The organism is Streptomyces sp. NPDC001315, from assembly GCF_042896175.1.
Taxonomy (GTDB): Bacteria; Actinomycetota; Actinomycetes; order Streptomycetales; family Streptomycetaceae; genus Streptomyces.
The window spans coordinates 520,826-544,662 of the sequence record NZ_JBIAWZ010000004.1 but is presented as its reverse complement, the minus strand read 5'-3'; the positions used below and the strand labels follow the sequence as shown (position 1 = coordinate 544,662).

The 23,837-nt window shown below is 71.1% G+C and carries 16 protein-coding genes and 1 pseudogene; 12 read left to right on the top strand and 5 right to left on the bottom strand.

The features are described from left to right. Positions 1-6: 6 nt before the first annotated feature. Complete coding sequence (locus tag ACFY16_RS15830; RefSeq protein ID WP_390647683.1) at positions 7-3,819, bottom strand: NACHT domain-containing protein; 3,813 nt, start codon at positions 3,817-3,819, stop codon at positions 7-9. Between the two features lie 347 nt (positions 3,820-4,166). Here ACFY16_RS15830 and miaB point away from each other — a divergent pair, with 347 nt between their 5' ends. Continuing rightward, positions 4,167-5,699: a tRNA (N6-isopentenyl adenosine(37)-C2)-methylthiotransferase MiaB gene (miaB, locus tag ACFY16_RS15825; protein ID WP_390647682.1), complete on the top strand. Its 1,533-nt coding sequence runs from the start codon at positions 4,167-4,169 to the stop codon at positions 5,697-5,699. Between the two features lie 45 nt (positions 5,700-5,744). Continuing rightward, positions 5,745-6,458: a class III extradiol dioxygenase subunit B-like domain-containing protein gene (locus ACFY16_RS15820; protein WP_390647681.1), complete on the top strand. Its 714-nt coding sequence runs from the start codon at positions 5,745-5,747 to the stop codon at positions 6,456-6,458. Between the two features lie 144 nt (positions 6,459-6,602). On the opposite strand, the gene ACFY16_RS15815 is transcribed toward ACFY16_RS15820, so the two are convergent. Together ACFY16_RS15815 and ACFY16_RS15810 are read right to left on the bottom strand one after the other, a co-directional pair. After that, a complete protein-coding gene (locus ACFY16_RS15815; protein WP_390647680.1) occupies positions 6,603-6,872 on the bottom strand; it encodes an antitoxin in 270 nt (89 codons plus the stop codon). Positions 6,873-6,897: 25 nt separating this feature from the next. Beyond that, positions 6,898-7,209: a hypothetical protein gene (locus tag ACFY16_RS15810; RefSeq protein ID WP_390647679.1), complete on the bottom strand. Its 312-nt coding sequence runs from the start codon at positions 7,207-7,209 to the stop codon at positions 6,898-6,900. A 183-nt stretch (positions 7,210-7,392) separates the two neighbouring features. On the opposite strand from ACFY16_RS15810, the gene miaA reads away from it, so the two are divergent. The 6 genes from miaA to hflX all read left to right on the top strand — a co-directional run bounded on the left by miaA (position 7,393) and on the right by hflX (position 15,751). Further along, positions 7,393-8,331: a tRNA (adenosine(37)-N6)-dimethylallyltransferase MiaA gene (miaA, locus tag ACFY16_RS15805; RefSeq protein ID WP_390647678.1), complete on the top strand. Its 939-nt coding sequence runs from the start codon at positions 7,393-7,395 to the stop codon at positions 8,329-8,331. Positions 8,332-8,439: 108 nt separating this feature from the next. Continuing rightward, the gene (locus ACFY16_RS15800; protein ID WP_390647738.1) at positions 8,440-8,943 is read left to right on the top strand and encodes a hypothetical protein; all 504 of its coding nucleotides are present in this window, start codon (positions 8,440-8,442) and stop codon (positions 8,941-8,943) included. A gap of 56 nt (positions 8,944-8,999) precedes the next feature. After that, the gene (gene dapF / locus ACFY16_RS15795; RefSeq protein WP_390647677.1) at positions 9,000-9,893 is read left to right on the top strand and encodes a diaminopimelate epimerase; all 894 of its coding nucleotides are present in this window, start codon (positions 9,000-9,002) and stop codon (positions 9,891-9,893) included. A 298-nt stretch (positions 9,894-10,191) separates the two neighbouring features. After that, entirely contained in the window at positions 10,192-12,477 is a 2,286-nt protein-coding gene (locus ACFY16_RS15790) for a RelA/SpoT family protein (protein ID WP_390647676.1), read from the top strand. Positions 12,478-12,578: 101 nt separating this feature from the next. Further along, entirely contained in the window at positions 12,579-14,090 is a 1,512-nt protein-coding gene (locus tag ACFY16_RS15785; RefSeq protein ID WP_390647675.1) for a M1 family metallopeptidase, read from the top strand. A gap of 167 nt (positions 14,091-14,257) precedes the next feature. Continuing rightward, positions 14,258-15,751: a GTPase HflX gene (hflX, locus tag ACFY16_RS15780; RefSeq protein ID WP_390647674.1), complete on the top strand. Its 1,494-nt coding sequence runs from the start codon at positions 14,258-14,260 to the stop codon at positions 15,749-15,751. A gap of 57 nt (positions 15,752-15,808) precedes the next feature. Here hflX and ACFY16_RS15775 read toward each other — a convergent pair whose 3' ends face one another. Further along, the gene (locus ACFY16_RS15775) at positions 15,809-17,029 is read right to left on the bottom strand and encodes a trypsin-like serine peptidase (RefSeq protein ID WP_390647673.1); all 1,221 of its coding nucleotides are present in this window, start codon (positions 17,027-17,029) and stop codon (positions 15,809-15,811) included. A gap of 479 nt (positions 17,030-17,508) precedes the next feature. Further along, positions 17,509-17,741 (bottom strand): annotated as a pseudogene (locus tag ACFY16_RS15770) (cupin); the annotation flags it as partial. Between the two features lie 78 nt (positions 17,742-17,819). Here ACFY16_RS15770 and ACFY16_RS15765 point away from each other — a divergent pair. From ACFY16_RS15765 to ACFY16_RS15750, 4 genes are all read left to right on the top strand, one after another. Beyond that, positions 17,820-18,593, top strand: coding sequence for an IclR family transcriptional regulator (locus ACFY16_RS15765; RefSeq protein ID WP_390647672.1), 774 nt, complete (start codon positions 17,820-17,822; stop codon positions 18,591-18,593). 249 nt (positions 18,594-18,842) lie between these two features. Further along, the gene (locus ACFY16_RS15760) at positions 18,843-20,330 is read left to right on the top strand and encodes a diaminobutyrate--2-oxoglutarate transaminase family protein (RefSeq protein ID WP_390647671.1); all 1,488 of its coding nucleotides are present in this window, start codon (positions 18,843-18,845) and stop codon (positions 20,328-20,330) included. Positions 20,331-20,682: 352 nt separating this feature from the next. Further along, positions 20,683-22,710, top strand: coding sequence for an IucA/IucC family protein (locus ACFY16_RS15755; protein WP_390647670.1), 2,028 nt, complete (start codon positions 20,683-20,685; stop codon positions 22,708-22,710). A 65-nt stretch (positions 22,711-22,775) separates the two neighbouring features. After that, complete coding sequence (locus ACFY16_RS15750) at positions 22,776-23,588, top strand: GNAT family N-acetyltransferase (protein ID WP_390647669.1); 813 nt, start codon at positions 22,776-22,778, stop codon at positions 23,586-23,588. Positions 23,589-23,837 lie beyond the last annotated feature (249 nt).

Below are 23,837 nucleotides of genomic sequence, written 5' to 3'. Positions count from 1 at the left end.
CTCCCTCTACGCAGTGGTGTGCGCTGTCGCTGCGGGGCTGCCATACACGGCGTAGGCCAGCCATGCCGGATCACCGCCGTACAGGTCGCGGATGGTCTGCCGGGCCGCGAGCGAAGCCTGACCGAGGGGCTGCCGGTGGGTGATCAACTGCTCGTAGAAGGCTTCGGCGAACTGCAGAGCGGATTGCGACCGCACCGGCCAGAGAGTGCCGACGAACGCACCGGCCCCTGCGTTGAGGAACTGAGGTGCCCACCCCAGGCTCTCGCCGAACCAGTCGATCTCCCCAGCGCTTCGGCAGGCGTTGAAGAACACGAGAGGGCGATGGGGGAGCAACGTGCGCAGCTGGGCCGCTGACGCCAGGTCGATGGGATCGAAAGGCCCGTCGGCCATGGTCACGCACGAGCCGGTTCCCGTGAAGGCGTTGTGGCAGGCGAAGTGGAGCAGGCCCGCATGCCCGCCCTCGATCAGTGCGGTCAGCGCCGCCCGCTCGGTCAGCACGCCGACATCTGCCACCTTCGTGCCCAATCGGGCACGCAAAGACGTCACTTCCTCGCCTGCGTCGGCAGGGGAGCCCGGCGGCACCACGAACGCCACGCCCGGCAGGCTGATGCTGCGGACTCTGTCCTGCCCGAACACCCGGCGCACCACGGGCAGCCACTCCGCCAGGAAACCTCTGTCCTCGCGCCCTTCGTTCAACGGATACAACAGCTCCCAGGGGACGATGTCGTGTTCTCCGAGGACGGTGAACGATGTGACACGGTCGGCCTCGTTCCAGAACTGGCTCTGGACGGCCTGGGGAACCGCGGAGGTCCACAGCTGTACGCCGTGATTGCGCAGACGGTCGCGCAGCCGTCGCGCATCCACCTCGCCTCCGATGGTCGCGGCGGCCTTGGCCGCGCTCCTCAGCTGGGCGTAGATCTGCTCGGTGGCCTGGCGGGGGTCACCGGCGCGGAAGTGGAAGGATTCCGGTGCGTAGAACGTCTCGCCGATCAGCTGAAAGCTGAAGGTGCCGGCCGTCTCGTCCTTCAGGACCTGGAGCGTGACCTCCCCGGGATCGAACGCCATGGAGGGCAGCGGCACATGGCGCTGAGGACCATCCCTCGTGACACTGCCGTGCCCCACCGAGATCTGGCAGTTCACCTCGCCGAGGAAGGTGCCGCCCCGGAAAGCCCGCACGGTCACCTGGTGCAGCCCGGGCGTCGGGGCCTTCAACCGGAATCGCAGCACGTCCGAGTCCTGGCCGGGTACTACCTGCAACTCCTGCTGCAGCTCATCGACGACCACCAGACCAGGAGCATGGAGGGTCACCAGCACCCGGGCCCCGTCACGGGGGATGGAGAAGGAACGCAGCGGCACGCCCCGTCCGCTGCCCCGGACGATCTGCACGTGCAGAGGTACCTCCCGCCCGGGCGAGGTCTGGGCAGCCAGTTCCGCAACCAGCGACCGCGGCTCCATCGAACCGCCGTCCGCGCTGGGCCCCGCCACGGGGGGAAGCGTCGGCGGCACAGCGTTGTCGAGGTCACCTTCTCCGCTCGGGCGCTGCAGCGCGTCGTCCTGGGACGGGGCAGACGACTGGCTGGAGACCACGTTCGGCAGGCCCCCACCGGCGTTCCGGGTGGGCCACGCCGTTGGCGCGTCATCGATCGCGACCCCATCCGTGAGTTCGATCGAGCTCACGGCATCCTCGGTGTCGTCCGCAGGAACGGCCCGCGGCTGGTCATCCCGTTCTCCGGAAGAGTCGGCGGAGGCCGGTTCTCGGGCTGCTTCCCGGGAGTGCGGCGAGGCCAGGAGGGCGACGCGGTTCTCGATCTCGGCCCGAACCGACGGGTCGAGATCCGTGGCCTCGTCCAGGCAGGACGCCGCCAGCAGCAGGGCGCGCGGCGAGTCGTCACGCAGCAGCTCGCGCAGGATCCACACCCGTTCGCGCGGCCGGGCCTGGGCCACCGCCATGCGGGTGACGCCCTCCCAATGGGCGTCCGACGCTCCCAGCACCAGCAGCCCGAGGTCGCCGTCCTCCAGCGCCGCCTTCGCCCCCAGATAGTCCTGGAAGGTGCGGTGGCAGAAGTCGATCACGCCGACGTGGGGGACACGCAACAGGCCGCTGTGGCTGAGAAGGCGGGTGAGAACGGTGCCGGGATCGCCAAGCGCCGCTGTCTCGGCAAGCGCCGACTGCGCCCAGCCGATCTCGGCGAGCGCCCGCTCGCGTGTCATCTCGATACGCGCGTTCCTGATCAGCCGGTACGCCAACCGCTGCAGGATCCGCAGCTGGGACTCCATCGACAGTTCAGGTCCGGGCCCGCGCTTGTGGTCGCGGCGGGCCAGCAGCATGGTGAGTGCGGCCTCGTACACCTCTTTTCGGCTGATCGGCAGGAATCCGCGGCGGTAGCGGTGCAGGGCGCAGATCAGGCCGCACATCAGGGGGTTGGTGGCGAGTCGGCCGAGGTCCGGCTCGGCGCGCAGGGCGTGCAGGAGCTGCGTCTCCCACGAGGTGAGGCCGGCGTCCTCCGTGGGGTCTTCGACCATCCGCACGGCTGCGTGCCAGCGGCTGACGAACGACGCCACGTCCTGCGGCCGCATCGGCGAGAGCGTGAGCTCGGTGACCCCCTCGTCCGCGATCCGATCCTCCCGCAGGGCCGACGGTCGGGAGGTGACCAGCCAGCGGTTGCCCGGGTACGCCTCGACGAGGGAGTTCAACCAGGCGTGGACGTGGGCGCGTTCTCTTTCGGGCGCCTCGTCGAGGCCGTCGACCAGGACGAGACCCCGACCCTCGGCGAGGACGCGGGACGCCCAGCCGGCCGGTTGCTCACCGGCGAGCGGGGTGCCGGTGACGGTGAGGAAGTCCTTGGGAGCGGTGAGGGCTCCGAGGTCCCGGGTCAGGGTGCGCACGGGCAGGACGAAGGGGATGCGGCCACGCAGGTAGGCCATGCGATCGTCGTCGGCGGTGTCCTGTCGGGCCGCAGAGACGGCCAGCCACTGAACGAGGGTGGTCTTGCCGGAGCCGGCGTCACCGCGGAGGAGGACACGGTCGTGATCGGCCAGGGCCTCGTCGGCGCGGGCTTCGCGCGGGGCGCCCTCGAGTTCCCGTACGGGGGCTGTGACCCAGGGCGCTTCCTCGGGCGCCGTCGCCGTCAGGCTCAGGTACGCCACGTTCAACGGCCGCGTTTCCGGCGAGCGGGCCGGATCGACGCCGTAGAGCAGTAACTTGCTGTGCTCGTCGACGACGTACGCGAGGTACCGCCGTTCGAAGGCCGAGTCGTGGGCGTCTCGTCGAGGCGCCCGGGTGATCAGTTCGTCGATTCTGGCGATCAATTCCGTCCGGCTTCGACTCTGCTCCATCGACGTCCGCGCCACGAACGTCGACCGCTGGGTGAGGAAGTTCAAGACGTGGACGCACGCCCACTCCGTCAGCGAGTCGAGGAAATGTGACGCGCCGCCGGCCAGGTCGTCCGTGGGGGACCGGCGGCGGAGTTCCCGGGCGAGGTTGTGGTGGCCGAGCTGGACGACCTGGACGTCGTCCATGTCGAGATCGCCCAGTGCGAGCAGCCTGCGGGCGAGGGCGCCGACGACCGCGTCCCGCTCCTCCGGTGGGAAGGGAGGCTCACCCGGCGACGCCTCCGCCTCCTGAACCATGACAGCGGCGATCTCCCCCACGTCCCGCTCGGTCAGCTGCCGCTGCTCGCCCTGGAAGGACACCAGCGCCGACAGGCGTACAGGCTTGTCCACCAGTCCAGCTCCTGGGGACTGCCGGGCGAACAGCCGCTTCACGAGCGGACCGACCGTGCTGGACGCCAGGCGCGCGCCGATGATCCTGGGATCCATCCGGCGTCCCCTTCCCCCGAAGGCCGTGAACGAGCCGGCCGTCAGCCTAGCCCTCTCGGCCTTGCGCGGTCCTTGATCCCGGCGATCGGCGACCTGCCGCCCCGGCCGCTCGTCCGGTGACGCACAATGCCGGACATGACGGTCGGACGGCCGGGACGAGGAGGAGAAATCTCGGATCTTCGTCAGAAGATCACCGTTCGTCCTTCGCCGGCATCGGGCAACCACCCGGGTCGCCCTTGAGTACGAGCCTGGCCGCTTGCTGCGCTTGCTCCGGCCGGTGTCCGGACGGGCATGATCCGGAGTGATCCGCGATGAGTGGCCCTCCCCTGACCGCCTACCCTTGAGGCATGACCAGCAGCAGCGACCGGAGCCCGGCAGTGGATGTTCAATCATCTAAGACCTACGAAGTTCGCACCTACGGGTGCCAGATGAACGTCCACGATTCCGAGCGATTGTCCGGACTGCTCGAAGACGCCGGTTACGTGCGCGCGCCCGAGGGCTCGGACGGCGACGCGGACGTCGTGGTCTTCAACACCTGCGCCGTCCGCGAGAACGCCGACAACCGGCTCTACGGCAACCTCGGTCGCCTCGCGCCGATGAAGACGAAGCGCCCCGGCATGCAGATCGCGGTCGGCGGCTGCCTCGCGCAGAAGGACCGCGACACCATCGTGAAGAAGGCGCCCTGGGTGGACGTCGTCTTCGGCACGCACAACATCGGCAAGCTGCCGGTCCTGCTGGAGCGCGCCCGCGTACAGGAAGAGGCGCAGGTCGAGATCGCCGAGTCGCTGGAGGCGTTCCCCTCCACACTGCCGACCCGGCGCGAGAGCGCCTACGCGGCCTGGGTGTCGATCTCCGTCGGCTGCAACAACACCTGCACCTTCTGCATCGTCCCGGCGCTGCGCGGCAAGGAGAAGGACCGCCGCACCGGCGACATCCTCGCCGAGATCGAGGCGCTGGTCGGTGAGGGCGTCTCCGAGATCACGCTGCTCGGCCAGAACGTAAACGCCTACGGGAGCGACATCGGCGACCGCGAGGCGTTCAGCAAGCTGCTGCGGGCCTGCGGCACCATAGAGGGGCTGGAGCGCGTCCGCTTCACCTCCCCGCACCCGCGCGACTTCACAGACGACGTCATCGCCGCCATGGCCGAGACGCCGAACGTGATGCCTCAGCTGCACATGCCGCTCCAGTCCGGTTCGGACCCGGTCCTGAAGGCGATGCGTCGTTCCTACCGCCAGGACCGCTACCTGGGGATCATCGAGAAGGTGCGCGCCGCCATCCCGCACGCGGCCATCACCACCGACATCATCGTGGGCTTCCCCGGCGAGACCGAGGAGGACTTCGAGCAGACCCTCCACGTCGTGCGCGAGGCCCGCTTCGCGCAGGCGTTCACCTTCCAGTACTCCAAGCGCCCCGGTACCCCGGCCGCGACCATGGACGACCAGATCCCCAAGGAGGTCGTCCAGGCACGCTACGAGCGGCTCGTCGCCCTTCAGGAGGAGATCTCCTGGGACGAGAACAAGAAGCAGGTCGGCCGCACCCTGGAACTGATGGTCGCCGAGGGCGAGGGCCGCAAGGACGGCGCCACCCACCGCCTCTCCGGCCGTGCCCCCGACAACCGTCTGGTCCACTTCACCAAGCCGGAGCAGGAGGTGCGCCCCGGCGACGTGGTCACGGTCGAGGTGACGTACGCGGCCCCGCACCACCTCCTCGCCGAGGGTCCGGTGCTCGACGTGCGCCCCACGCGCGCGGGGGACGCCTGGGAGAAGCGCAACGTCGAGAAGGCGGCGGCCAAGTCGCCCGGCGTCATGCTCGGCCTGCCGAAGATCGGCGCACCGGCCCCGCTGCCGGTGGCCACGGGCAGCGGCTGCGGCTGCGACTGACCGGGCGGCCGGGCGGCCGGCGAACGCTGGGCTACCCTGCCGATCATGCTTGTCGCCGCCGCCGTCTGCCCCTGTCCGCCCCTCCTCGTGCCCGACGTCGCCGCGGGCGCCGCGTCCGAGCTGGACGCCGCCCGTACCGCCTGCGTGGACGCCCTGAGCGTGCTCGCCGCCGCCCGGCCGGACCGCCTCGTGATCGTCGGGCCGGCCGAACAGAGCGGGCACGGCCCGTATCCGGAGGGGACGCAGGGGTCGTTCCGCGGCTTCGGCGTGGATCTCGGTGTGACGCTGGGCCGGGACAAGGGCGCGCCGTCCGAGCGCGTGCTGCCGCCCTCGCTCGCCGTCGCCGCGTGGCTGCTGGAGCGGACCGGGTGGTCGGCCGCCCCGATCGAGGGACTCGGCGTGGGGGAACCACTGGCGGCCGAGCGGTGTATCGAAGCAGGACGGGACGTCGCCGCGCGGGCCGAGCGGGTGGCGCTGCTGGTGATGGGCGACGCCAGCGCGTGCCGGACGCTGAAGGCGCCGGGCTATCTCGACGAGCGGGCGGAGCCGTTCGACGCGGAGGTCGCGCGTGCGCTGGGGGCGGCGGACGTCGCGGCTCTCAAGGCGCTGGACGCGGAGCTGGCGTACGAACTCAAGGCCTCGGGCCGGGGCGCCTGGCAGGTGATGGCCGGCGCGGCCGAGGGCGCGGGCCTCTCCGGCGCGCTGCTGTACGAGGACGCGCCGTACGGCGTGGGCTACGTGGTAGCGGCCTGGTCGTAGCAGTCGTTTCCTTCGCGGCCTTCGCGGCCTTCGCGGTCGTCGGGCGCCGGGTCGCGTTGCGCGGCGCTCTCCCGCGGACGCAACGGCGGACGGCCGCGAGCGCCGATACGCCGCGGCCGTCCGCCGATCGTTGTGCCGTGCGGTTCAGGAGGTCGGCGGAGGTGTCTCCGGCGGGGTGGCGGTGCCGCCGCCCGCGTCCGGGCCCTCCTTGTGCGCGAGCCGGTCCATGGCGCCCTTGGCCTTGCCGGTGCCCGTCTGGATCTTGTCGCTGTACTTGTGCTTGGTCTTCTCGTCGACCACCTTCGCGGCCTTGTCCAGGCCGTGCTGGACCTTGTCCCCGTGCTGCTGCGCGAGGTCCGCGACCTTGTCCTTGGCGGGGGCGAGCTTGGCCTTCAAATTGTCCATCAGACCCATGGGGTCACCTTCCCTGGCGGGGCAGTTACGTGCGGGCGTCCTCACCGGCCTCGCGGTCGGTCGCCCCCTCGGCGGACTGCTGCTTGGGGATCTCGACGCCGTCGGCGGCGGTGACCCCCTCGTCCCCGTCCGCCTCCGCCGCAACGACGACGTCCACCGTCGCCTCCGCAGCGTCCCGGGTCTCCTCCGACCCCGCCACCTCAGCAATCTCCGTCACCTCGGGTACGGCCGCGGGTGCGTCGGCCTGATCCTCGGTGGCTGCCGACTTCTTGCCGGCCTCCTCGGTGGCCTCCTCCGTGGCCTTCGACCTCCGAAGAAGTCGCGCAAAAACGCCCATATCCACTCCATACGTTACTCGTGCGGGCGAAATCCCGCGTCACCCGGTGCGTCCGTTTGCGCCGCCCGGGTCGCCGCCTTCCGTACAACGGCGGCCGGAACCTCGCAACGGGCAACGACGCCGCACGAGCGTCGTCACTTAACTCGTTCGAGGGCAGGCCATGAGGTTTGCGAGACTGGTGCGGTGAGCAGCGCACCCCTCGCCCCCCGCGTCATTGCCGTCGTCGGACCGACTGCGGCCGGAAAGTCCGATCTGGGCGTTTTCCTGGCCCAACGGCTCGGCGGCGAGGTCGTCAACGCCGACTCCATGCAGCTCTACCGAGGGATGGACATCGGTACCGCCAAGCTGACGCCGGAGGAGCGTGGCGGCATCCCGCACCACCTCCTCGACATCTGGGACGTGACCGTCACGGCCTCGGTCGCCGAGTACCAGCGGCTCGCCCGGCAACGGATCGACGCGCTGCTCGCCGAGGGGCGCTGGCCGATCCTGGTCGGCGGCTCCGGCCTGTACGTGCGCGGAGCCGTCGACAACCTGGAGTTCCCCGGCACCGACCCCGAGGTCAGGGCCCGGCTGGAGGAGGAGCTCACCCTGCGTGGCTCCGGCGCGCTGCACGCCCGCCTGGCCGCCGCCGACCCCGAGGCCGGCCAGGCGATCCTGCCCAGCAACGGCCGCCGTATCGTGCGGGCCCTGGAAGTGATCGAGATCACCGGCCAGCCCTTCACCGCCAACCTCCCCGGTCACGACTCCGTCTACGACACTGTGCAGATCGGCGTCGACGTGGCCCGCCCCGAACTCGACGAGCGCATCGCACGCCGGGTCGACCGGATGTGGGAGGCGGGGCTCGTGGACGAGGTGCGCGCGCTGGAGGCGCAGGGGCTGCGCGCGGGGCGTACGGCGTCGCGTGCGCTCGGCTACCAGCAGGTGCTCGCGGCGCTCACGGGGGAGTGCACGCAGGACGAGGCGCGTGCGGAGACCGTCCGTGCCACCAAGCGCTTCGCGCGCCGTCAGGATTCGTGGTTCAGGCGCGATCCGCGGGTGCACTGGTTGAGTGGGGCTGCGGCGGATCTCACAGAACTTCCGCACCTCGCGCTGGCCTTGGTCGAACGACCGGTTACAGCCTGATCACGTCATGGCATCGGGACGCCCAGGCCGTCATCCGGGCCTGTCGTGCCATGCCATCATCGAGCTTCGATCGACCAAGTGGAGTCCGAGTTGGGAGGGCGCGTGGCGATGGAGGCCGGCCCTCGCGACACCGCACAAGGCACCGGGCCCTTCACCACCGACAGTGGTGAGGCGGAGCAGGACGGTGACCGGCTGAGTCCCGACGGCCCCGACGAGACCCAGGGCGGTGTGACCGCCGACGGTCCCGAGCCCGAGGAGATGTTCGCGGGCGGGCCCGAGGTCGAGGTCGAGCTGCGCCCGCAGCGCCGGCTGCGGATCTGGCAGCTCGCGCCCATCGTGGCTCTGGCGGCGACCGGCTCCCTGATGTTCGCCTTCCCGCTGGCCTTCGACTTCGGCGACAGCGGCGCGGTGATCGCCATGCTCGGCCTGCTGATCAGCTCCTGCGCGGCCGGCTGGGGCATGATGGCCGCGCGCCGGGTCGGATACACCTGGCCCGGACTGCCCCCCCGTGGTTCCGGGCGCCGCCCCGACTGGCGGGTGGTTTTCGGCTACGTCGTGCTCGTCGCCGCGGTCGTGGTCCTCGCGGTCTGGCGCGTCGCCCGGCTGCGCTGACCGCCCGGTCCGGTCGAGCCGTCGAGGGTGTCGTACGCACCCCGTACGATCGAGGAATGAGCACACGGATCGCCTTCCTCAAGGGGCACGGCGCCGAGAACGACTTCGTGATCGTCCCGGACCCCGAGAACGCCATCGACCTGCCCGCAGCCGCCGTCGCCGCCCTGTGCGACCGCCGCGCGGGCATCGGCGGTGATGGCCTGCTGCACGTGGTGCGGTCCGCCGCGCACCCGGAGGCCGAGGCGATGGCGGCCGAGGCGGAGTGGTTCATGGACTACCGCAACGGCGACGGCTCGATCGCCGAGATGTGCGGCAACGGCGTACGGGTGTTCGCGCGCTATCTCCAGCACGCCGGTCTCGTCACCGAAGGCGACATCGCCGTTGCCACGCGCGGCGGCGTGAAGAGCGTGCACCTCGCCAAGGCCGTGCCCGATGGCGGCTCCGCCGCGGGGGACATCACCGTGGGCATGGGCAAGGCGGTCCTCCCCGAAGGGGACGTCACGGTGACCGTCGGCGAGCGCAGCTGGCCCGCGCGGAACGTGAACATGGGCAACCCTCACGCCGTCGCCTTCGTCGACGACCTCGCGCACGCCGGTGACCTGTTCGCCCCGCCGCCGTTCCACCCGGCCGCCGCTTACCCGGACGGGGTGAACGTCGAGTTCGTGGTCGACCGGGGCCCGCGGCACGTGGCGATGCGGGTGTACGAGCGCGGTGCCGGCGAGACCCGCGCGTGCGGCACGGGTGCGTGCGCGGTCGCCGTGGCGGCCGCCCGTAGGGACGGCGCCGACCCGGCCGCCACCGGGACTCCCGCGACATACGCCGTCGATCTGCCGGGGGGACGGCTGGTGATCACCGAGCGGCCCGACGGGGAGATCGAGATGACCGGTCCTGCGGTGATCGTGGCCGAAGGCGAGATCGATCAGGAGTGGCTGGAAAACGCGGTTCGCTGAGGCGATGGCGGGCTTGGCATCCCAGTCGTGGGAAGCCGGGCGCACCCGACGTGCGTCTGTGAGCGGCAGGCACGCGTGCGAAACCATGGCCGACCTCCCCTCACCTGGCGCGAAACCGTAAACCTCATCACCATCGCCCGAATGGGTGATCCGTTTCACGCTGGGCGAGAGGCGGTCGGTCGCGCGGGGCGGGCTCGGTAGCATCAAGCACCGGCTCGGACGGGGGATCGTCGCCATCCCCTGAGCCGTGTCCGCCATGGGGCACCCCGTCCGCCGGTCCACGCAGCCGGAGGTGCCCATGAGTGCGGAGGCCACGAACCCCGCGACCCCAGGCCCAGTGACGCCGACAGGCGCCGGTCCTGCCGCGCCCACGGCGCCGCGCAGGAGGGCCCGCCCCCGGATCGACCTGCGCCGCCTCGGCCGCGCCGCGCTCCTCGGCTCCGCATCCCGCGACCGGCTGCCCGACGCGATCAGCCATGTCGCCGAGGCCCACCGCGCCCACTACCCGGACGCCGACCTCGAACCACTGCGCCGCGCCTATGTGCTGGCCGAGTCCTCGCATCGCGGCCAGATGCGCAAGAGCGGCGAGCCGTACATCACCCACCCGCTCGCCGTCACCTTGATCCTTGCCGAACTCGGCGCCGAGACCACGACGTTGACCGCCTCGCTGCTCCACGACACCGTCGAGGACACCGAGGTGACGCTGGAGCAGGTGCGGGACCAGTTCGGCGAGGAGGTGCGCTATCTCGTCGACGGCGTCACGAAGCTGGAGAAGGTCGACTACGGCGCGGCCGCCGAGCCCGAGACCTTCCGCAAGATGCTCGTCGCCACCGGCAGCGACGTCCGCGTGATGTCGATCAAACTCGCCGACCGGCTGCACAACATGCGCACCCTCGGCGTCATGCGCCCCGAGAAACAGGCCCGCATCGCCAAGGTCACCCGGGACGTCCTCATCCCGCTCGCCGAACGGCTCGGCGTCCAGGCCCTCAAGACCGAGCTGGAGGACCTCGTCTTCGCGATCCTCCACCCGGAGGAGTACCAGCACACCCGGGAACTGATCGTCGACAACGCGGCGCGCTCCGACGATCCACTCGCCGAGATCGCCGACGAGGTGCGCGGTGTCCTGCGCGAGGCCGACATCCAGGCCGAAGTCCTCATCCGGCCACGGCACTTCGTCTCCGTGCACCGCGTCTCCCGCAAACGCAGGCGGCTGCGCGGCGCCGACTTCGGCCGACTGCTGGTCCTCGTCAACGAGGACGCCGACTGCTACGCCGTACTCGGTGAACTGCACACCTGTATGACGCCCGTCGTCTCGGAGTTCAAGGACTTCATCGCCGTTCCCAAGTTCAACCTGTACCAGTCGCTGCACACCGCGGTCGCCCGCGGGGACGGCCAGGTCGCCGAAGTCCTCATCCGCACCCACCAGATGCACAAGGTCGCCGAGGCCGGAGTCGTCGCGCTCGGCAATCCCTACGCTCCTCCTTCGGAGGAGCAGAGCGTGAGCGACGGCGAGCGCGTCGACCCCACCCGGCCCGGCTGGCTCTCCCGCCTCCTCGACTGGCAGGAGGCAGCGCCCGACCCGGACACCTTCTGGTCCACCCTGCGCGAGGACCTCGCCCAGGACCGCGAGATCACCGTCTTCCGGCCCGACGGCGGCACGCTCGGCCTGCCTGAGGGCGCCACGTGCGTCGACGCCGCGTACGCGCAGTACGGCGAGGATGCGCACGCCTGCATCGGCGCCCGCGTCAACGGCCGTCTGGCGACGCTGAGCACGGTCCTGAGGGACGGTGACACCGTCCAACTGCTCATGGGCCAGGACCCGGCCTCAGAGCCCTCCAGGGAGTGGCTGGAGCACGCCCACACGCCCGCCGCCCGGATCGCCATCCAGCGGTGGCTCGCGACGCATCCGGTGAGCGGCGAGAACGAGGGTGAAGGCGATGGGGAGGCCGACAGGCGCACGGGCGCGGGCACTGGTGCGGACGACGGCCCACGCGCCGGAGCCCGGCGCGCGCACACGGCGCCCGGAAGCGCCGCGGACGCCGGAGCGGGCGCAGGAGGCGCGCGAACGACGCCGGGTGCCCCCGGGGGACCCACTGCCACCGGGGCCGAGGGCAGTCCTGGATCCCGTTCCGCCGCGACCGCCGTCGTCGACCGGCCCGGTGCGACCGTCCGGCTCGCCGGCTGCTGTACGCCCGTACCGCCCGACGAGGTCACCGGCTTCCCCGTGCGCGGGGGAACGGTGACCGTGCACCGTGTGGGGTGCGCCGGGGTGGAGCGTATGAAGAGCGCGGGGCGCGCGGAGGTGGGCGTGCGCTGGGGCGACACCACGGAGTGCCGGGTCACGCTGGTCGCCGAATCGTTCGGCCGTCCCCATCTCCTGGCCGACCTCACCGAGGCCATCGCCCTGGAGGGCGCCGAGATCGTCTCCGCGACCGTCGAGCCCCCGAGCCAGCAACGCGTGCGCCACACGTACACCCTGCAACTCCCGGACGCGGCCCACCTGCCCGCCCTCATGCGGGCGATGCGGAACGTCCCGGGGGTGTACGACGTCAGCCGCGCGCAGCACCACGCACCGGCGACCTGAGCACCTCTCTTCGCGACACGGGCGCCCCCTGACGTACCCGTTCGGGTGGGTCCGGCGCGCGCCGTCGCCGTGGCGCACGCGCGCGCTGGTAGCCGTGGTGCATGTCGCACACCCTCCGCATCCGGGCCTCCCGACCCCGCCCCCTGGCCCGCCGACGACTGAAGGCGGCGCTGCTCGCCTCCGCCGTCTCCGTCTGCCTCGTCGCCGCCGATGCACCCCCGGCCCCACTGGGCGTCGGCGACCGCCTCTTCCCGTACCTGGGCAACCCCGGCTACGACGTGGCGTCGTACGACCTCTCCTTCACCTACCCGGGCAGCAACGACAAGCCCCTCCAAGCGGTCACCACGATCGACGCCCGGACCACGACTTCGCTGGACCGCGTGAACCTCGACTTCGCCCGTGGCACGGTCGAGTCGGTCCAGGTCGACGGCCTGCCCGCCTCCTTCACCGCCGCCGGCGACGACCTGGTGGTCACCCCGCGGACACCGCTGCCCCAGGGCAGCCGGATGCGGATCACCGTGCGGCACACCAGCGACCCCAGGCCGGTCGAGGGCCGGGACGGCGGCTGGGTGCAGACCTCGGACGGCCTCGTCATGGCCAACCAGGCCGACGCCGCACACCTGGTGTTCCCGTCCAACGACCACCCCTCCGACAAGGCGAAGTTCACCTTCCGGATCACCGCGCCCAACGGCTACACCGCCGTGGCCAACGGGCTCCCCACGGGCATCGACCGGGTCGGCCGGGCGACCACATGGACGTACCGCACCCAGCACCCCATGGCCACCGAGCTCGCCCAGGTGTCCATCGGCCGCTCCAGCGTCCTGCACCGCGACGGGCCGCACGGACTGCCCGTACGGGACGTCGTGCCCACCAAGGACCGCGACGCCCTCGAACCATGGCTCAAGAAGACCCCCGACCAGGTCGAGTGGATGGAGAGCAAGGTCGGGCCGTACCCCTTCGAGACCTACGGCCTGCTCATGGCCGAGGCTTCCACCGGCTTCGAACTCGAGACGCAGACCCTCTCCCTTTTCGAGAGAGGCCTGTTCACCGAGTCCGTCTTCCCCAAGTGGTACATCGAGTCGATCATGGTGCACGAGCTGTCCCACCAGTGGTTCGGCGACAGCGTCAGCCCTCGCACCTGGTCCGACGTGTGGCTCAACGAGGGACACGCCACCTGGTACGAGGCCCTGTACGCGGAGGAGAAGGCGAAGAAGCCGATGGAGACGCGGATGAAGGCGGCGTACGGCTCCTCCGACCGCTGGCGCGCGGCCGGCGGACCCCCCGCGGCCCCCAAGGCCCCCGCCCCCGGCCAGAAGATCGGCATCTTCCGGCCCAACGTCTACGACGGCGCCGCACTCGTCCTCTACGCCTTGCGCCAGGAGATCGGACGGCAGGCCTTCGAGCAGCTGGAACGGATCTGGGTGCAGGCCCACCGGGACGGCGCGGCGACCACGGCCGACTTCGAGCGCCTCGCCTCGGACACCTCCGGACGCGATCTGAGCGGCTTCTTCAAGAAGTGGCTGTACGGCCAGAAGACACCGCCGATGCCTGGCCACCCGGACTGGAAGCAGGCCGCACCCGCCAGGAAACCTGCCGCCGCTCCCGCGAAATAACACGGTGACGAGACGGGCCGTCCCGTGCGACCATCTTCGGGTCGGCAACGCGGCCCGGCTCGCCGTGGCGCGGGTGACCGGGAATCTCCCGGGGTACTCGGACGTTGTGACCTGTGACGGATCATGCTCCGTCGCCGAATCGGAATCCCCATCGACGTAAGGATCAAATGACCTCCTCTTCTTCCCCTTCCCAGGACACCAAGCGCTTCGCGCACGCCTATCCCGAAGGTCTTCGGGCCGATGCCCTGATGGAAGAGGACGTCGCCTGGAGCCACGAGATCGACGGAGAGCGGGACGGCGACCAGTTCGACCGCTCCGAGCGCGCGGCCCTGCGCCGCGTGGCGGGCCTCTCCACCGAGCTCGAGGACGTCACCGAGGTCGAGTACCGCCAGCTCCGCCTGGAGCGGGTCGTGCTTGTCGGCGTCTGGACCTCGGGGACCGTGACCGACTCGGAGAACTCCCTCGCGGAGCTCGCCGCCCTCGCGGAGACCGCAGGAGCGCTCGTGCTCGACGGCGTCATCCAGCGCCGCGACAAGCCCGACGCCGCCACCTACATCGGCTCGGGCAAGGCCGACGAGCTGCGCGACATCGTCCTCGAGACGGGCGCGGACACCGTCATCTGCGACGGTGAGCTCAGCCCGGGCCAGCTGATCCACCTCGAGGACGTCGTCAAGGTCAAGGTCATCGACCGTACGGCTCTGATCCTCGACATCTTCGCCCAGCACGCCAAGTCCCGAGAGGGCAAGGCGCAGGTCGCGCTCGCGCAGATGCAGTACATGCTGCCGCGGCTGCGCGGCTGGGGTCAGTCGCTGTCCCGTCAGATGGGCGGCGGCAAGGGCGGCGGCCTCGCCACCCGTGGTCCCGGTGAGACCAAGATCGAGACGGACCGGCGCCGGATCCGCGAGAAGATGGCGAAGATGCGCCGGGAGATCGCGGAGATGAAGACCGGCCGCGAGATCAAGCGCCAGGAGCGGCGCCGCCACAAGGTGCCGTCCGTCGCCATCGCGGGCTACACCAACGCCGGAAAGTCCTCGCTGCTCAACCGCCTCACGGGCGCGGGCGTACTGGTCGAGAACGCGCTGTTCGCGACCCTGGACCCGACCGTCCGCCGGGCCGAGACCCCGAGCGGGCGGCTGTACACGCTGGCCGACACGGTCGGTTTTGTCCGGCACCTGCCCCACCACCTGGTCGAGGCGTTCCGCTCCACCATGGAGGAGGTCGGCGACTCCGACCTGATCCTGCACGTGGTGGACGGCTCGCACCCGAACCCGGAGGAGCAGCTGGCGGCCGTGCGCGAGGTGATCCGGGACGTCGGCGCCACCGACGTGCCCGAGATCGTCGTGATCAACAAGGCCGACGCGGCCGACCCGCTGACGCTCCAGCGGCTGATGCGGATCGAGAAGCGCTCCATCGCGGTCTCGGCCCGCACCGGCAAGGGCCTCCAGGAGCTGCGAGCGCTGATCGACAACGAGCTGCCCAGGCCCTCGGTCGAGATCGAGGCGCTCGTGCCCTACACGCTCGGCAAGCTGGTCGCCCGGGCCCACTCCGAGGGCGAGGTGATCTCCGAGGAGCACACCCCGGAGGGCACGCTGCTCAAGGCTCGGGTGCACGAGGAGCTGGCGGCGGACCTCGCGCCGTACGTGCCCGCTCCCGCGCTCTGACCAACGGCGTGAAGGCCCGCCTCCTGGAACAGGAGGCGGGCCTTCAGCATGTCTGCGTCACTGACCGGCGAACTTGTCGCTCACCGAGTCGTACACGCCCTTGGCCACCGTGCCCAGCCGCGGACCCGCCAGCCAGCCGGAAGTCACCGGCCCGATAGAGGTGTTGGACACCAGTGCCGGCTTGCCGTCCGAACCCGTCGCGATCCAGCCGCCACCCGAGGAACCACCCGTCATGCTGCACCCGATCCGGTACATCGTCGGATCCGAGGCATTGATCGACAGCCGCCCGGGCTTGTCCTGGCACTGGTACAGCGTCTGTCCGTCGTACGGCGGCGCCGCCGGATAGCCGGTCGCCGTGACGCTCTCCACCTTCGGCACGGCCGGAGCCTTGAAGTCCACCGGCAGCGCCGAACCGACCGTTTCCTCCAGCGACTTGCCCGTGCCGCCCTTCTCCGGAGTCACATGGATGACGGCGAAGTCGTACGAGGCACCGTCACCACCCGTCGAGCCGCCCCCCGCGATCCACTGGTCCGAGGTCTGCGCCCAGTCGCCCCACCACACACCGTAGGGAGCGACCTCCTCCTTGGTGGCGCTCTGCAACTGCTCGGCCGTGTCGCCCGCGTTGTTGTACGACGGCACGAACGCGATGTTGCGGTACCAGCCGCCGTTCTTGCCGGCGTGCACGCAGTGCCCCGCCGTCCACACCAGGTTGGACTTGCCGGGGTGCGCCGGGTCCTGTACGACTGTCGCCGAGCAGACCATCGTGCCTTCGGGGGAGTCGAAGAACACCTTGCCCGCCTCGGGGGCGTTGGCGTGGTACGTGGTCGCCACGGCCTTGGCGTCCACCGGCGCGGGCGTCCGGTCGGTCACGCCCTGGTCACCGGAGAGGTCGTTCTCGTCCACGCCCTTGTCCGGGTCGTCGGCGTCCCGCATCCGGTCCGAGCTCCACAGGCCCTCGATGATCGGGTTGACGAAGTCCTGCGCCTCACGCAGCCAGTCGTCCTTGTCCCACGTCTTCCAGGCGCCGTTCTTCCACTTGTCGATGTCGATCCCGTGCTCTTTGAGCTTGTCTCTGATGTCGTCCGGGATCTTGATCTTGCCGTCGCCGCTGGTGGCGGAGGCGGACGCCTGGTCGTCGGCATTCGTGTCACCCGACTCGCACGCGGTGGCGGTGAGAGCCAGCGCCGAGGCCAGGGCGACGGCGGCCAGCGCGGGGGTGGTCCTGCGGCGCGCGCTCCTCCCTCGTCGAGCGGTGAACGACGGCCGTATGGATCGCATGGTCTGACTCCCCCTGAACGGAACTGACTTGGCGCTGTGCCCACGCTACGGGAACGGCATCACACACTATGCGCTCGCTGTGGGGGACGGCCGACGGAACGGCAACGGTTCGGCTACAAGCCGTCTGACCTGGCAATCGTCCAGAGTCGTCCGCGTCGAGTCCCGTCGGCCGTGAGGGCCACTGCCGCACGGCTGCCTCGTTGTCAACGAGCCTCGGGTCAGCCCCGCACGTCCCTCAGATCACGCGTGCCGAGGGCCGTTCGACCTCCACGCACTGCCCACCAGCGCCCCGCTGACCCGCAACCGGCCGCGTCGCTCTCGACGGGCGCCTAGGACAGCGGGATCGGGGTGAACATCGCGGGTTCTTCGGCCCGGGTGAGCGCGGTCGGCCGTACACCCGGTCGGTGAGGCCGTAGTCATAGGTGTCGCGCGTCCGCATGATCGCGTTGCGCTGCAGCCGCTGCACGGTCGAGGTGCCACAGTTCGCCCCGGGCGCGCGCTGTCGTCTGCACCCGGCGCCATGGGGCACGGCCCGGGAGCGCGGGCGTCAGGTCGCCGATCTCGGTCCACAGTGAGACGAGGAGTTCGTGCTCAAAGCGCCGGTACAGCTCTTCGAGCGCCGGCGTGATCTCGGGCTGTCCCGGCTCCGAAGGGCCTTGAGCCGGACGGGGGAGCCCGTACCGATGTCTGAAGCGACGGAAATGTCGGTCACGGAGCACGGCGTGCGCCGCGCTCACCTGAGAGACATGTAGATTCTGGAGAGCAGAACGAAGGGGCTCGGGAGGTCACGTTGGACAAGCCGCTGAAGAATCCTCCGCCGTACGCGATCACCAGCGTCGATCACGCCCTGCGCGCCGCGGCGATGCTGCAGCTGGAGGGCGGGCTGACGGTGTCGCAGATGGCCGAGCGGCTGGGTGTGGCCAGGTCGACCGCGCACCGGCTGCTGGCGATGCTCGTCTACCGGGACTTCGCCGTCCAGGACGAGAAGCGGCTCTACCGCGCCGGCCCCGTTCTGGAGCTGGCCGCGCACTCGCAGTCGCAGGTGTCCCGGCTGCGCGCCGCCGCGCTGCCCCACCTGCGGCGTCTGGTCGATCTGCTGGAGGAGACCGCGAATCTGACCATCCGCACGGGTGACACGGCCCGGTTCATCGCCAGCGTCGAGTGTGCCCAGGCACTGCGCGTCGGCTCCCGGGAGGGCATGGTCTTCCCGGCCCACCGCACAACCGCCGGGCTCCTGCTCCTCGCCGAGCTCACCGAGGACGAACTGGAGCAGGTGTACGCCGCAGAGCGTTACCGCGACCGTCCGGACGACCGCCCCGACCTCGCCGCGCTGCGGACCGAGCTGGCACGCGTGCGCCGCAGCGGATTCGCCGTGAACCAGGACCGGTCCGAACGGGGGCTCGTCGCCGTCGGGGTCCCGGTGCACGGCGCGGACGGCGCCGCGCTGGCGGGCGTGTCGGTGTCGATGCCCGGTGCGCGCTACGACCCGGGCCGACTGCAGTCGCTGGTCGCGACACTCAACGCGGCGGCGCGTGCGGTGGAGGCCGAGCTGACGACCTCGTAGGTTGCGGCGCCGCCCGCGCCGCGCCGGACGAGGATGTGCCGGACGCCGTCGGGCGGTTGGACATGCCCTGGCGAAAGCATCGGCGGCTGATGCCGGCCATGGATGCCACATGCTCGGCCACCTGGGGACGGGCTGGAGCGGCAATGGTTCCTTCACGGCAAGGATCTTGAAGCAACCCGTAACCCGGTGGGCGGTCCGGGGTTGGTAGCGGTGGGGTCTGTGCGGGGTGTGCGGGGAGGAGAGTGAGCCGTGGCGGTGACCGAGGGGATCCTGCGACGCCAGTCGGCGCGTGAGTCGGCGGCGCGGACCTATGCGCGTGCCCTTCCGATCGTGCCGGTCCGGGCGCGCGGACTGACCATCGAGGGTGCGGACGGCCGCCGCTACCTCGACTGCCTCTCCGGCGCCGGAACACTTGCCCTGGGACACAACCACCCGGTCGTCCTGGAGGCGATCCGCAAGGTCCTCGACTCGGGCGCGCCCCTGCACGTCCTCGATCTGGCGACCCCCGTCAAGGACGCCTTCATCACCGAGCTGTTCCACACCCTGCCGCCCGGGCTCGCCGACCGCGCGCGCGTCCAGTTCTGCGGGCCGGCCGGCACGGACGCGGTGGAGGCCGCACTCAAACTCGTCCGGGCCGCGACCGGCCGCTCCGGCATCCTCGCGTTCACCGGCGCCTACCACGGCATGACCGCCGGGGCCCTGGCCGCGTCCGGCGGCGCCTGCGATGTCAGCGTCACGCGCCTGCCCTATCCGCAGGACTACCGCTGCCCGTTCGGCGTCGGCGGCGAGCGCGGCGCCGAACTCGCCGCCCGCTGGACCGAATCCGTCCTCGACGACCCCAAGTCGGGAGTGCGGCACCCCGCCGGGATGATCCTCGAACCCGTCCAGGGCGAGGGCGGGGTGATCCCCGCGCCGGACACCTGGCTGCGGCGCATGCGGCAGATCACCGCCGCCCGCTCCATTCCGCTGATCGCCGACGAAGTCCAGACCGGGGTCGGCCGGACCGGTGCCTTCTGGGCGGTGGAGCACAGCGGGGTGACCCCCGACGTGATGGTGCTCTCCAAGGCCATCGGCGGCAGCCTGCCACTGGCCGTCGTCGTCTACCGCGACGACCTCGACGTCTGGGAACCCGGCGCCCATGCAGGCACCTTCCGCGGCAACCAACTCGCCATGGCCGCGGGCACCGCGACCCTCGCCTACGTCCGCCGACACCACCTCTCCGAACGAGCGGCCACCCTCGGCTCGCGCATGCTGTCCCAACTCCGCGACCTGGCGGGGGAGTTCGCGTGCATCGGGGATGTACGGGGGCGCGGGCTGATGATGGGGATGGAGATGGTGGCTGCGGGCGCCCGTGCCGGGGGCGGTTCTGCGGGGGACTCCGGTTCCTCTGGGGCGGCCGACCCTGGTGGGGATCTTGCTGGGGATCTTGTCGACGTCGAGGTCGCCGGGGCACGGCAATCCATGGGCGGCCCCCGTCCCGCGGCCCCTGAACTCGCGGCCGCCGTCCAGCGAGAGTGCCTGCGGCGAGGCCTGATCGTCGAACTCGGCGGCCGTCACTCGAGCGTCGTACGGCTCCTCCCGCCACTGACGATCACGGACGAGCAGGCCTCCGCCGTGCTCGACCGCCTGGCCGACGCTGTGGAGTCGGTGGCCAGCAGCCACGCGCCCCACGACGATCCGCGCCAGCCACAACGCCGCCGACGCCGTCAGGGCGACCGAGCCGAGCGCGCCGGGTAGGCGAGCAGCCGGTGACCGACGCGTGCGGCCGTGGCCACGGGCCGAGTGCTCCGGGCTGCGGTTCTGCTCGTCGGCGTGCGGGTGTGCGCGTCCGCCCTCCCCCGGTCCCGGGCTGGTCGATCGGCGAGCGCGCCGGGCCGGATTTCCGTCAGGCCCCGCCCACATACGCCCTTTCACATGCGGCTCGTTCCATCGGCACAGCCGCCGCACGCCGAGCCGCCCCAGAACTGTGGCCCACCGCGACCCGCTCCGCTCATGGCCTGGAACCACTGAGCGCCACGCCCGCAGGTCTGCGCCACAGCCCCGGTTCGTCGCCGCCGCACAAGCCAGAACCATCCGATGAGGAACTGTCTTGAACACCACTCCCACCTCCACGCCGGACTTCTCCGATTCACAGGCCGAGCCCGCTTCCGCCCCGGCTCCAGTCCCCCGGCAGCAGGAAGCAGCCCTGGAGGCGGAAGGAGCCCGGGACGCCGAGCGGCAGTCCAGTACCGTCGGCGACCTCCTGGAGCACCCCGACCCGCACACCGCTGCCCAGGCCGCCGCTGTCGAGAACCTGCTCCGCTGCTGGGTACGCGAGTCCGGCCTCCCCGCCCCGGATGACGGCACCCTCCGTATCCCGCTTTCCGCCAGCGCCACCGCCCTGCTCGCCCCCGTCCGCTACTGGTCCCCGACGGGCTGGCACCGCTTCGGCCTCCCGCGCCTGGCCGACGCGCCCGACCAGTCCCCACCTGCCGACGCGGTCACGATCGCCGCGTTGCTCACCCGCGAGACGCCCGGAGCGCCCCGGCCCTCGGCCGGCGCATCCGTCGGCGCGCCCGCTGTCACGCCCGCCGACCCGGTCACCGGCAGCGGCACCGGAAACCGAGCCGGTGCCGCGGCCGGTACCGCCGACACGGCCGGCAACGGTGCCGACCTGGTCGCCCGCGTCGCCGACTCCGTCCGCCGAACCGCCACGTTCGTCAGCGAGCGCAGGCAACATCCCGCCGATGACGCCGACCTCTTCCTCGCTGCCGAACAGGCGCTCTTGCTGGGTCACCCGCTGCACCCGACCCCGAAGAGCCGCGAGGGTCTCTCCGAGTCCGAAGCCCGGCTGTACTCACCCGAGTTGCGCGGCTCCTACCCCCTCCACTGGTTGGCTGTCGCACCCTCCGTACTCGCCACCGACTCGGCATGGACCGAGCGCGGCCGTCCTGTCTCAGCCGCCGCCCTCACCGCACGGCTCGCCGGAACCGGACTGCCGTTGCCCGACGGCCACGCAGCCCTGCCGCTGCATCCCTGGCAGTCCCGCGAAGTCCGTCACCGGCCCGAGACCGCGGCCCTGTTCGAGGCCGGCCTTCTCCAGGATCTGGGGCCGCACGGCTTCCCATGGCACCCCACCTCTTCGGTACGAACCGTCCACCGGTCCGGTGCTCCCGCCATGCTCAAACTGTCCTTGGGTCTGCGCATCACCAACTCCCGTCGTGAGAACCTCCGCAAGGAGCTCCACCGTGGCGTCGAGGTCCACCGCCTGCTGCGTACAGGCCTGTCCAAGCAGTGGCAGGCCGCGCACCCGGGCTTCGACATCGTCCGTGACCCGGCCTGGCTCGCTGTCGACGGCCGGGACGGCGACCCCGTGCCCGGACTCGACGTGGTGATCAGGCACAACCCGTTCGCCCCCTGGAACGACGTCTCCTGCATCGCCGGACTCGTCTCGCCCCGGCCCCACGACGACCGATCTGCGACGGGCTCGGACCACCAGGCGGCCGACAGGTCAGCCCTGCGGTCCCGGCTGGCCGAGGTCGTCACGCGCCTCGCCGAGCAGACCGGCCGTCCCCATGGAGCCGTCGCCGCCGAGTGGTTCCTGCGCTACCTCGAGCAGGTCGTCCGTCCCGTGCTGTGGCTGGACGGCGAAGCGGGAATCGCCCTGGAGGCACACCAGCAGAACACGCTGCTCCTGCTGGACGGCGACGGCTGGCCCGCGGGCGGCCGATACCGCGACAACCAGGGCTACTACTTCCGCGAGTCCCGGCGCGCGGAACTCGATGCCCGACTGCCCGGCATCGGCGAGAACAGCGAAACCTTCGTCTCCGACGAGGTCACCGACGAGCGCTTCGCGTACTACCTCGCCATCAACAACGTCTTCGGCCTCATCGGTGCGTTCGGATCACAGGGCCTTGCCGACGAACAGCTGCTGCTTGCCGCCTTCCGTCGTTTCCTCGACTCCGCCGCCTCCGGTCCTGCCCGACTGCGCACCTCTTTGCCCACCCGCCTGCTCGACTCCCCCGTGCTGCGCTGCAAGGCCAATCTGCTCACCCGACTCCACGGCCTCGACGAACTCGTCGGCCCGGTGGACACCCAGTCCGTCTACGTCACCATCGCCAACCCCCTGCACTACTGACCATCACCAACTCCCTTCATTGCTGAGGAACATGCCCCGCCCCAACCCTTGAGAGGAGCGTCGCCGTGCCTCCCACCGACGCTGGTACCGTCCCCGTCGCGGACATCGGCCCCGACCCGTGCCCCGGCCCGGCCGGGAGCGACGCCGACACGGCTCGCGGCGAGGACAGCGAGGACACGCTGGAGCTGCGTCTACCCCATGAGCTCCTCGCCCTCATCGCGCAGCAGGAGACCGAAGCCGACCGGGAACGGAGCCCGAATACGGTCGGCGGCACGGCACGAGACGGCCTCTACGCGGCATCCGGCGACGACCTGCTCGACGGCGTCGCCGACTGGGGTCCGATCGTCACCCGCGCCGGTGAGTTCCACCTCGTCCCCGTCCGTGTCGACCAGGACCTTGCGCTCATCGGCGGATGGATGAACGACCCCGCCGTCGCGGCGTTCTGGCACCTGGCCGGGCCCAGGACCGCGACCGAGGATCACGTCCTTGCCCAGCTCGCCGGCGATGGACGCAGTGTCCCCTGCCTTGGCCTGCTGGAGGGCACGCCGATGAGTTACTGGGAGGTCTACCGAGCGGACCTCGACCCGCTCGCCCGGTACTACCCCGCGCGACCTCACGACACCGGAATCCACCTCCTCATCGGCGCAGTCACCGACCGTGGACGAGGGCTCGGCAGCACCCTGCTCAGAGCCGTCGCCGACCTCGCGCTCGACAAGCGCCCTGCCTGTGCCCGCGTCGTAGCAGAACCCGACCTTCGCAACACCCCCTCCGTCGCCGCCTTCCTGAGCGCCGGCTTCCGGCTCTCCGCCGAGGTCGACCTGCCCGCCAAACGGGCCGCCCTCATGATCCGGGACCGGAACCGACGTGATCTGCTGTGACGCCCTGCAGTCGCGCCGTCACTTCTGGTACACCGCTCGCGCCGATCCGGTTCCCACCGATTTCCCGCCCGGCGCCGCGCCCCCGTCTGCTCCCGGACGCCCCGCGTTTCTCATCACCGCCTCCCGCCACCGCTCCCAACCGCCCTCTCTCCCCCTCTCCGCCCCCGACCCAAGAAGCCCCGCACCTTGACTTCGCCCACAGCTCCAGCTCTCAGCTCCGCTCCCACTTCAGCACCCACTTCCACCCCC

Bases quoted from the DNA above. Each gene is read 5' to 3' on its own strand.
- ACFY16_RS15830 (WP_390647683.1), bottom strand. From the start codon at position 3,819: ATGGATCCCAGGATCATCGGCGCGCGCCTGGCGTCCAGCACGGTCGGT.
- miaB (WP_390647682.1), top strand. From the start codon at position 4,167: ATGACCAGCAGCAGCGACCGGAGCCCGGCAGTGGATGTTCAATCATCT.
- ACFY16_RS15820 (WP_390647681.1), top strand. From the start codon at position 5,745: ATGCTTGTCGCCGCCGCCGTCTGCCCCTGTCCGCCCCTCCTCGTGCCC.
- ACFY16_RS15815 (WP_390647680.1), bottom strand. From the start codon at position 6,872: ATGGGTCTGATGGACAATTTGAAGGCCAAGCTCGCCCCCGCCAAGGAC.
- ACFY16_RS15810 (WP_390647679.1), bottom strand. From the start codon at position 7,209: ATGGGCGTTTTTGCGCGACTTCTTCGGAGGTCGAAGGCCACGGAGGAG.
- ACFY16_RS15800 (WP_390647738.1), top strand. From the start codon at position 8,440: ATGGAGGCCGGCCCTCGCGACACCGCACAAGGCACCGGGCCCTTCACC.
- dapF (WP_390647677.1), top strand. From the start codon at position 9,000: ATGAGCACACGGATCGCCTTCCTCAAGGGGCACGGCGCCGAGAACGAC.
- ACFY16_RS15790 (WP_390647676.1), top strand. From the start codon at position 10,192: ATGAGTGCGGAGGCCACGAACCCCGCGACCCCAGGCCCAGTGACGCCG.
- ACFY16_RS15785 (WP_390647675.1), top strand. From the start codon at position 12,579: ATGTCGCACACCCTCCGCATCCGGGCCTCCCGACCCCGCCCCCTGGCC.
- hflX (WP_390647674.1), top strand. From the start codon at position 14,258: ATGACCTCCTCTTCTTCCCCTTCCCAGGACACCAAGCGCTTCGCGCAC.
- ACFY16_RS15775 (WP_390647673.1), bottom strand. From the start codon at position 17,029: ATGCGATCCATACGGCCGTCGTTCACCGCTCGACGAGGGAGGAGCGCG.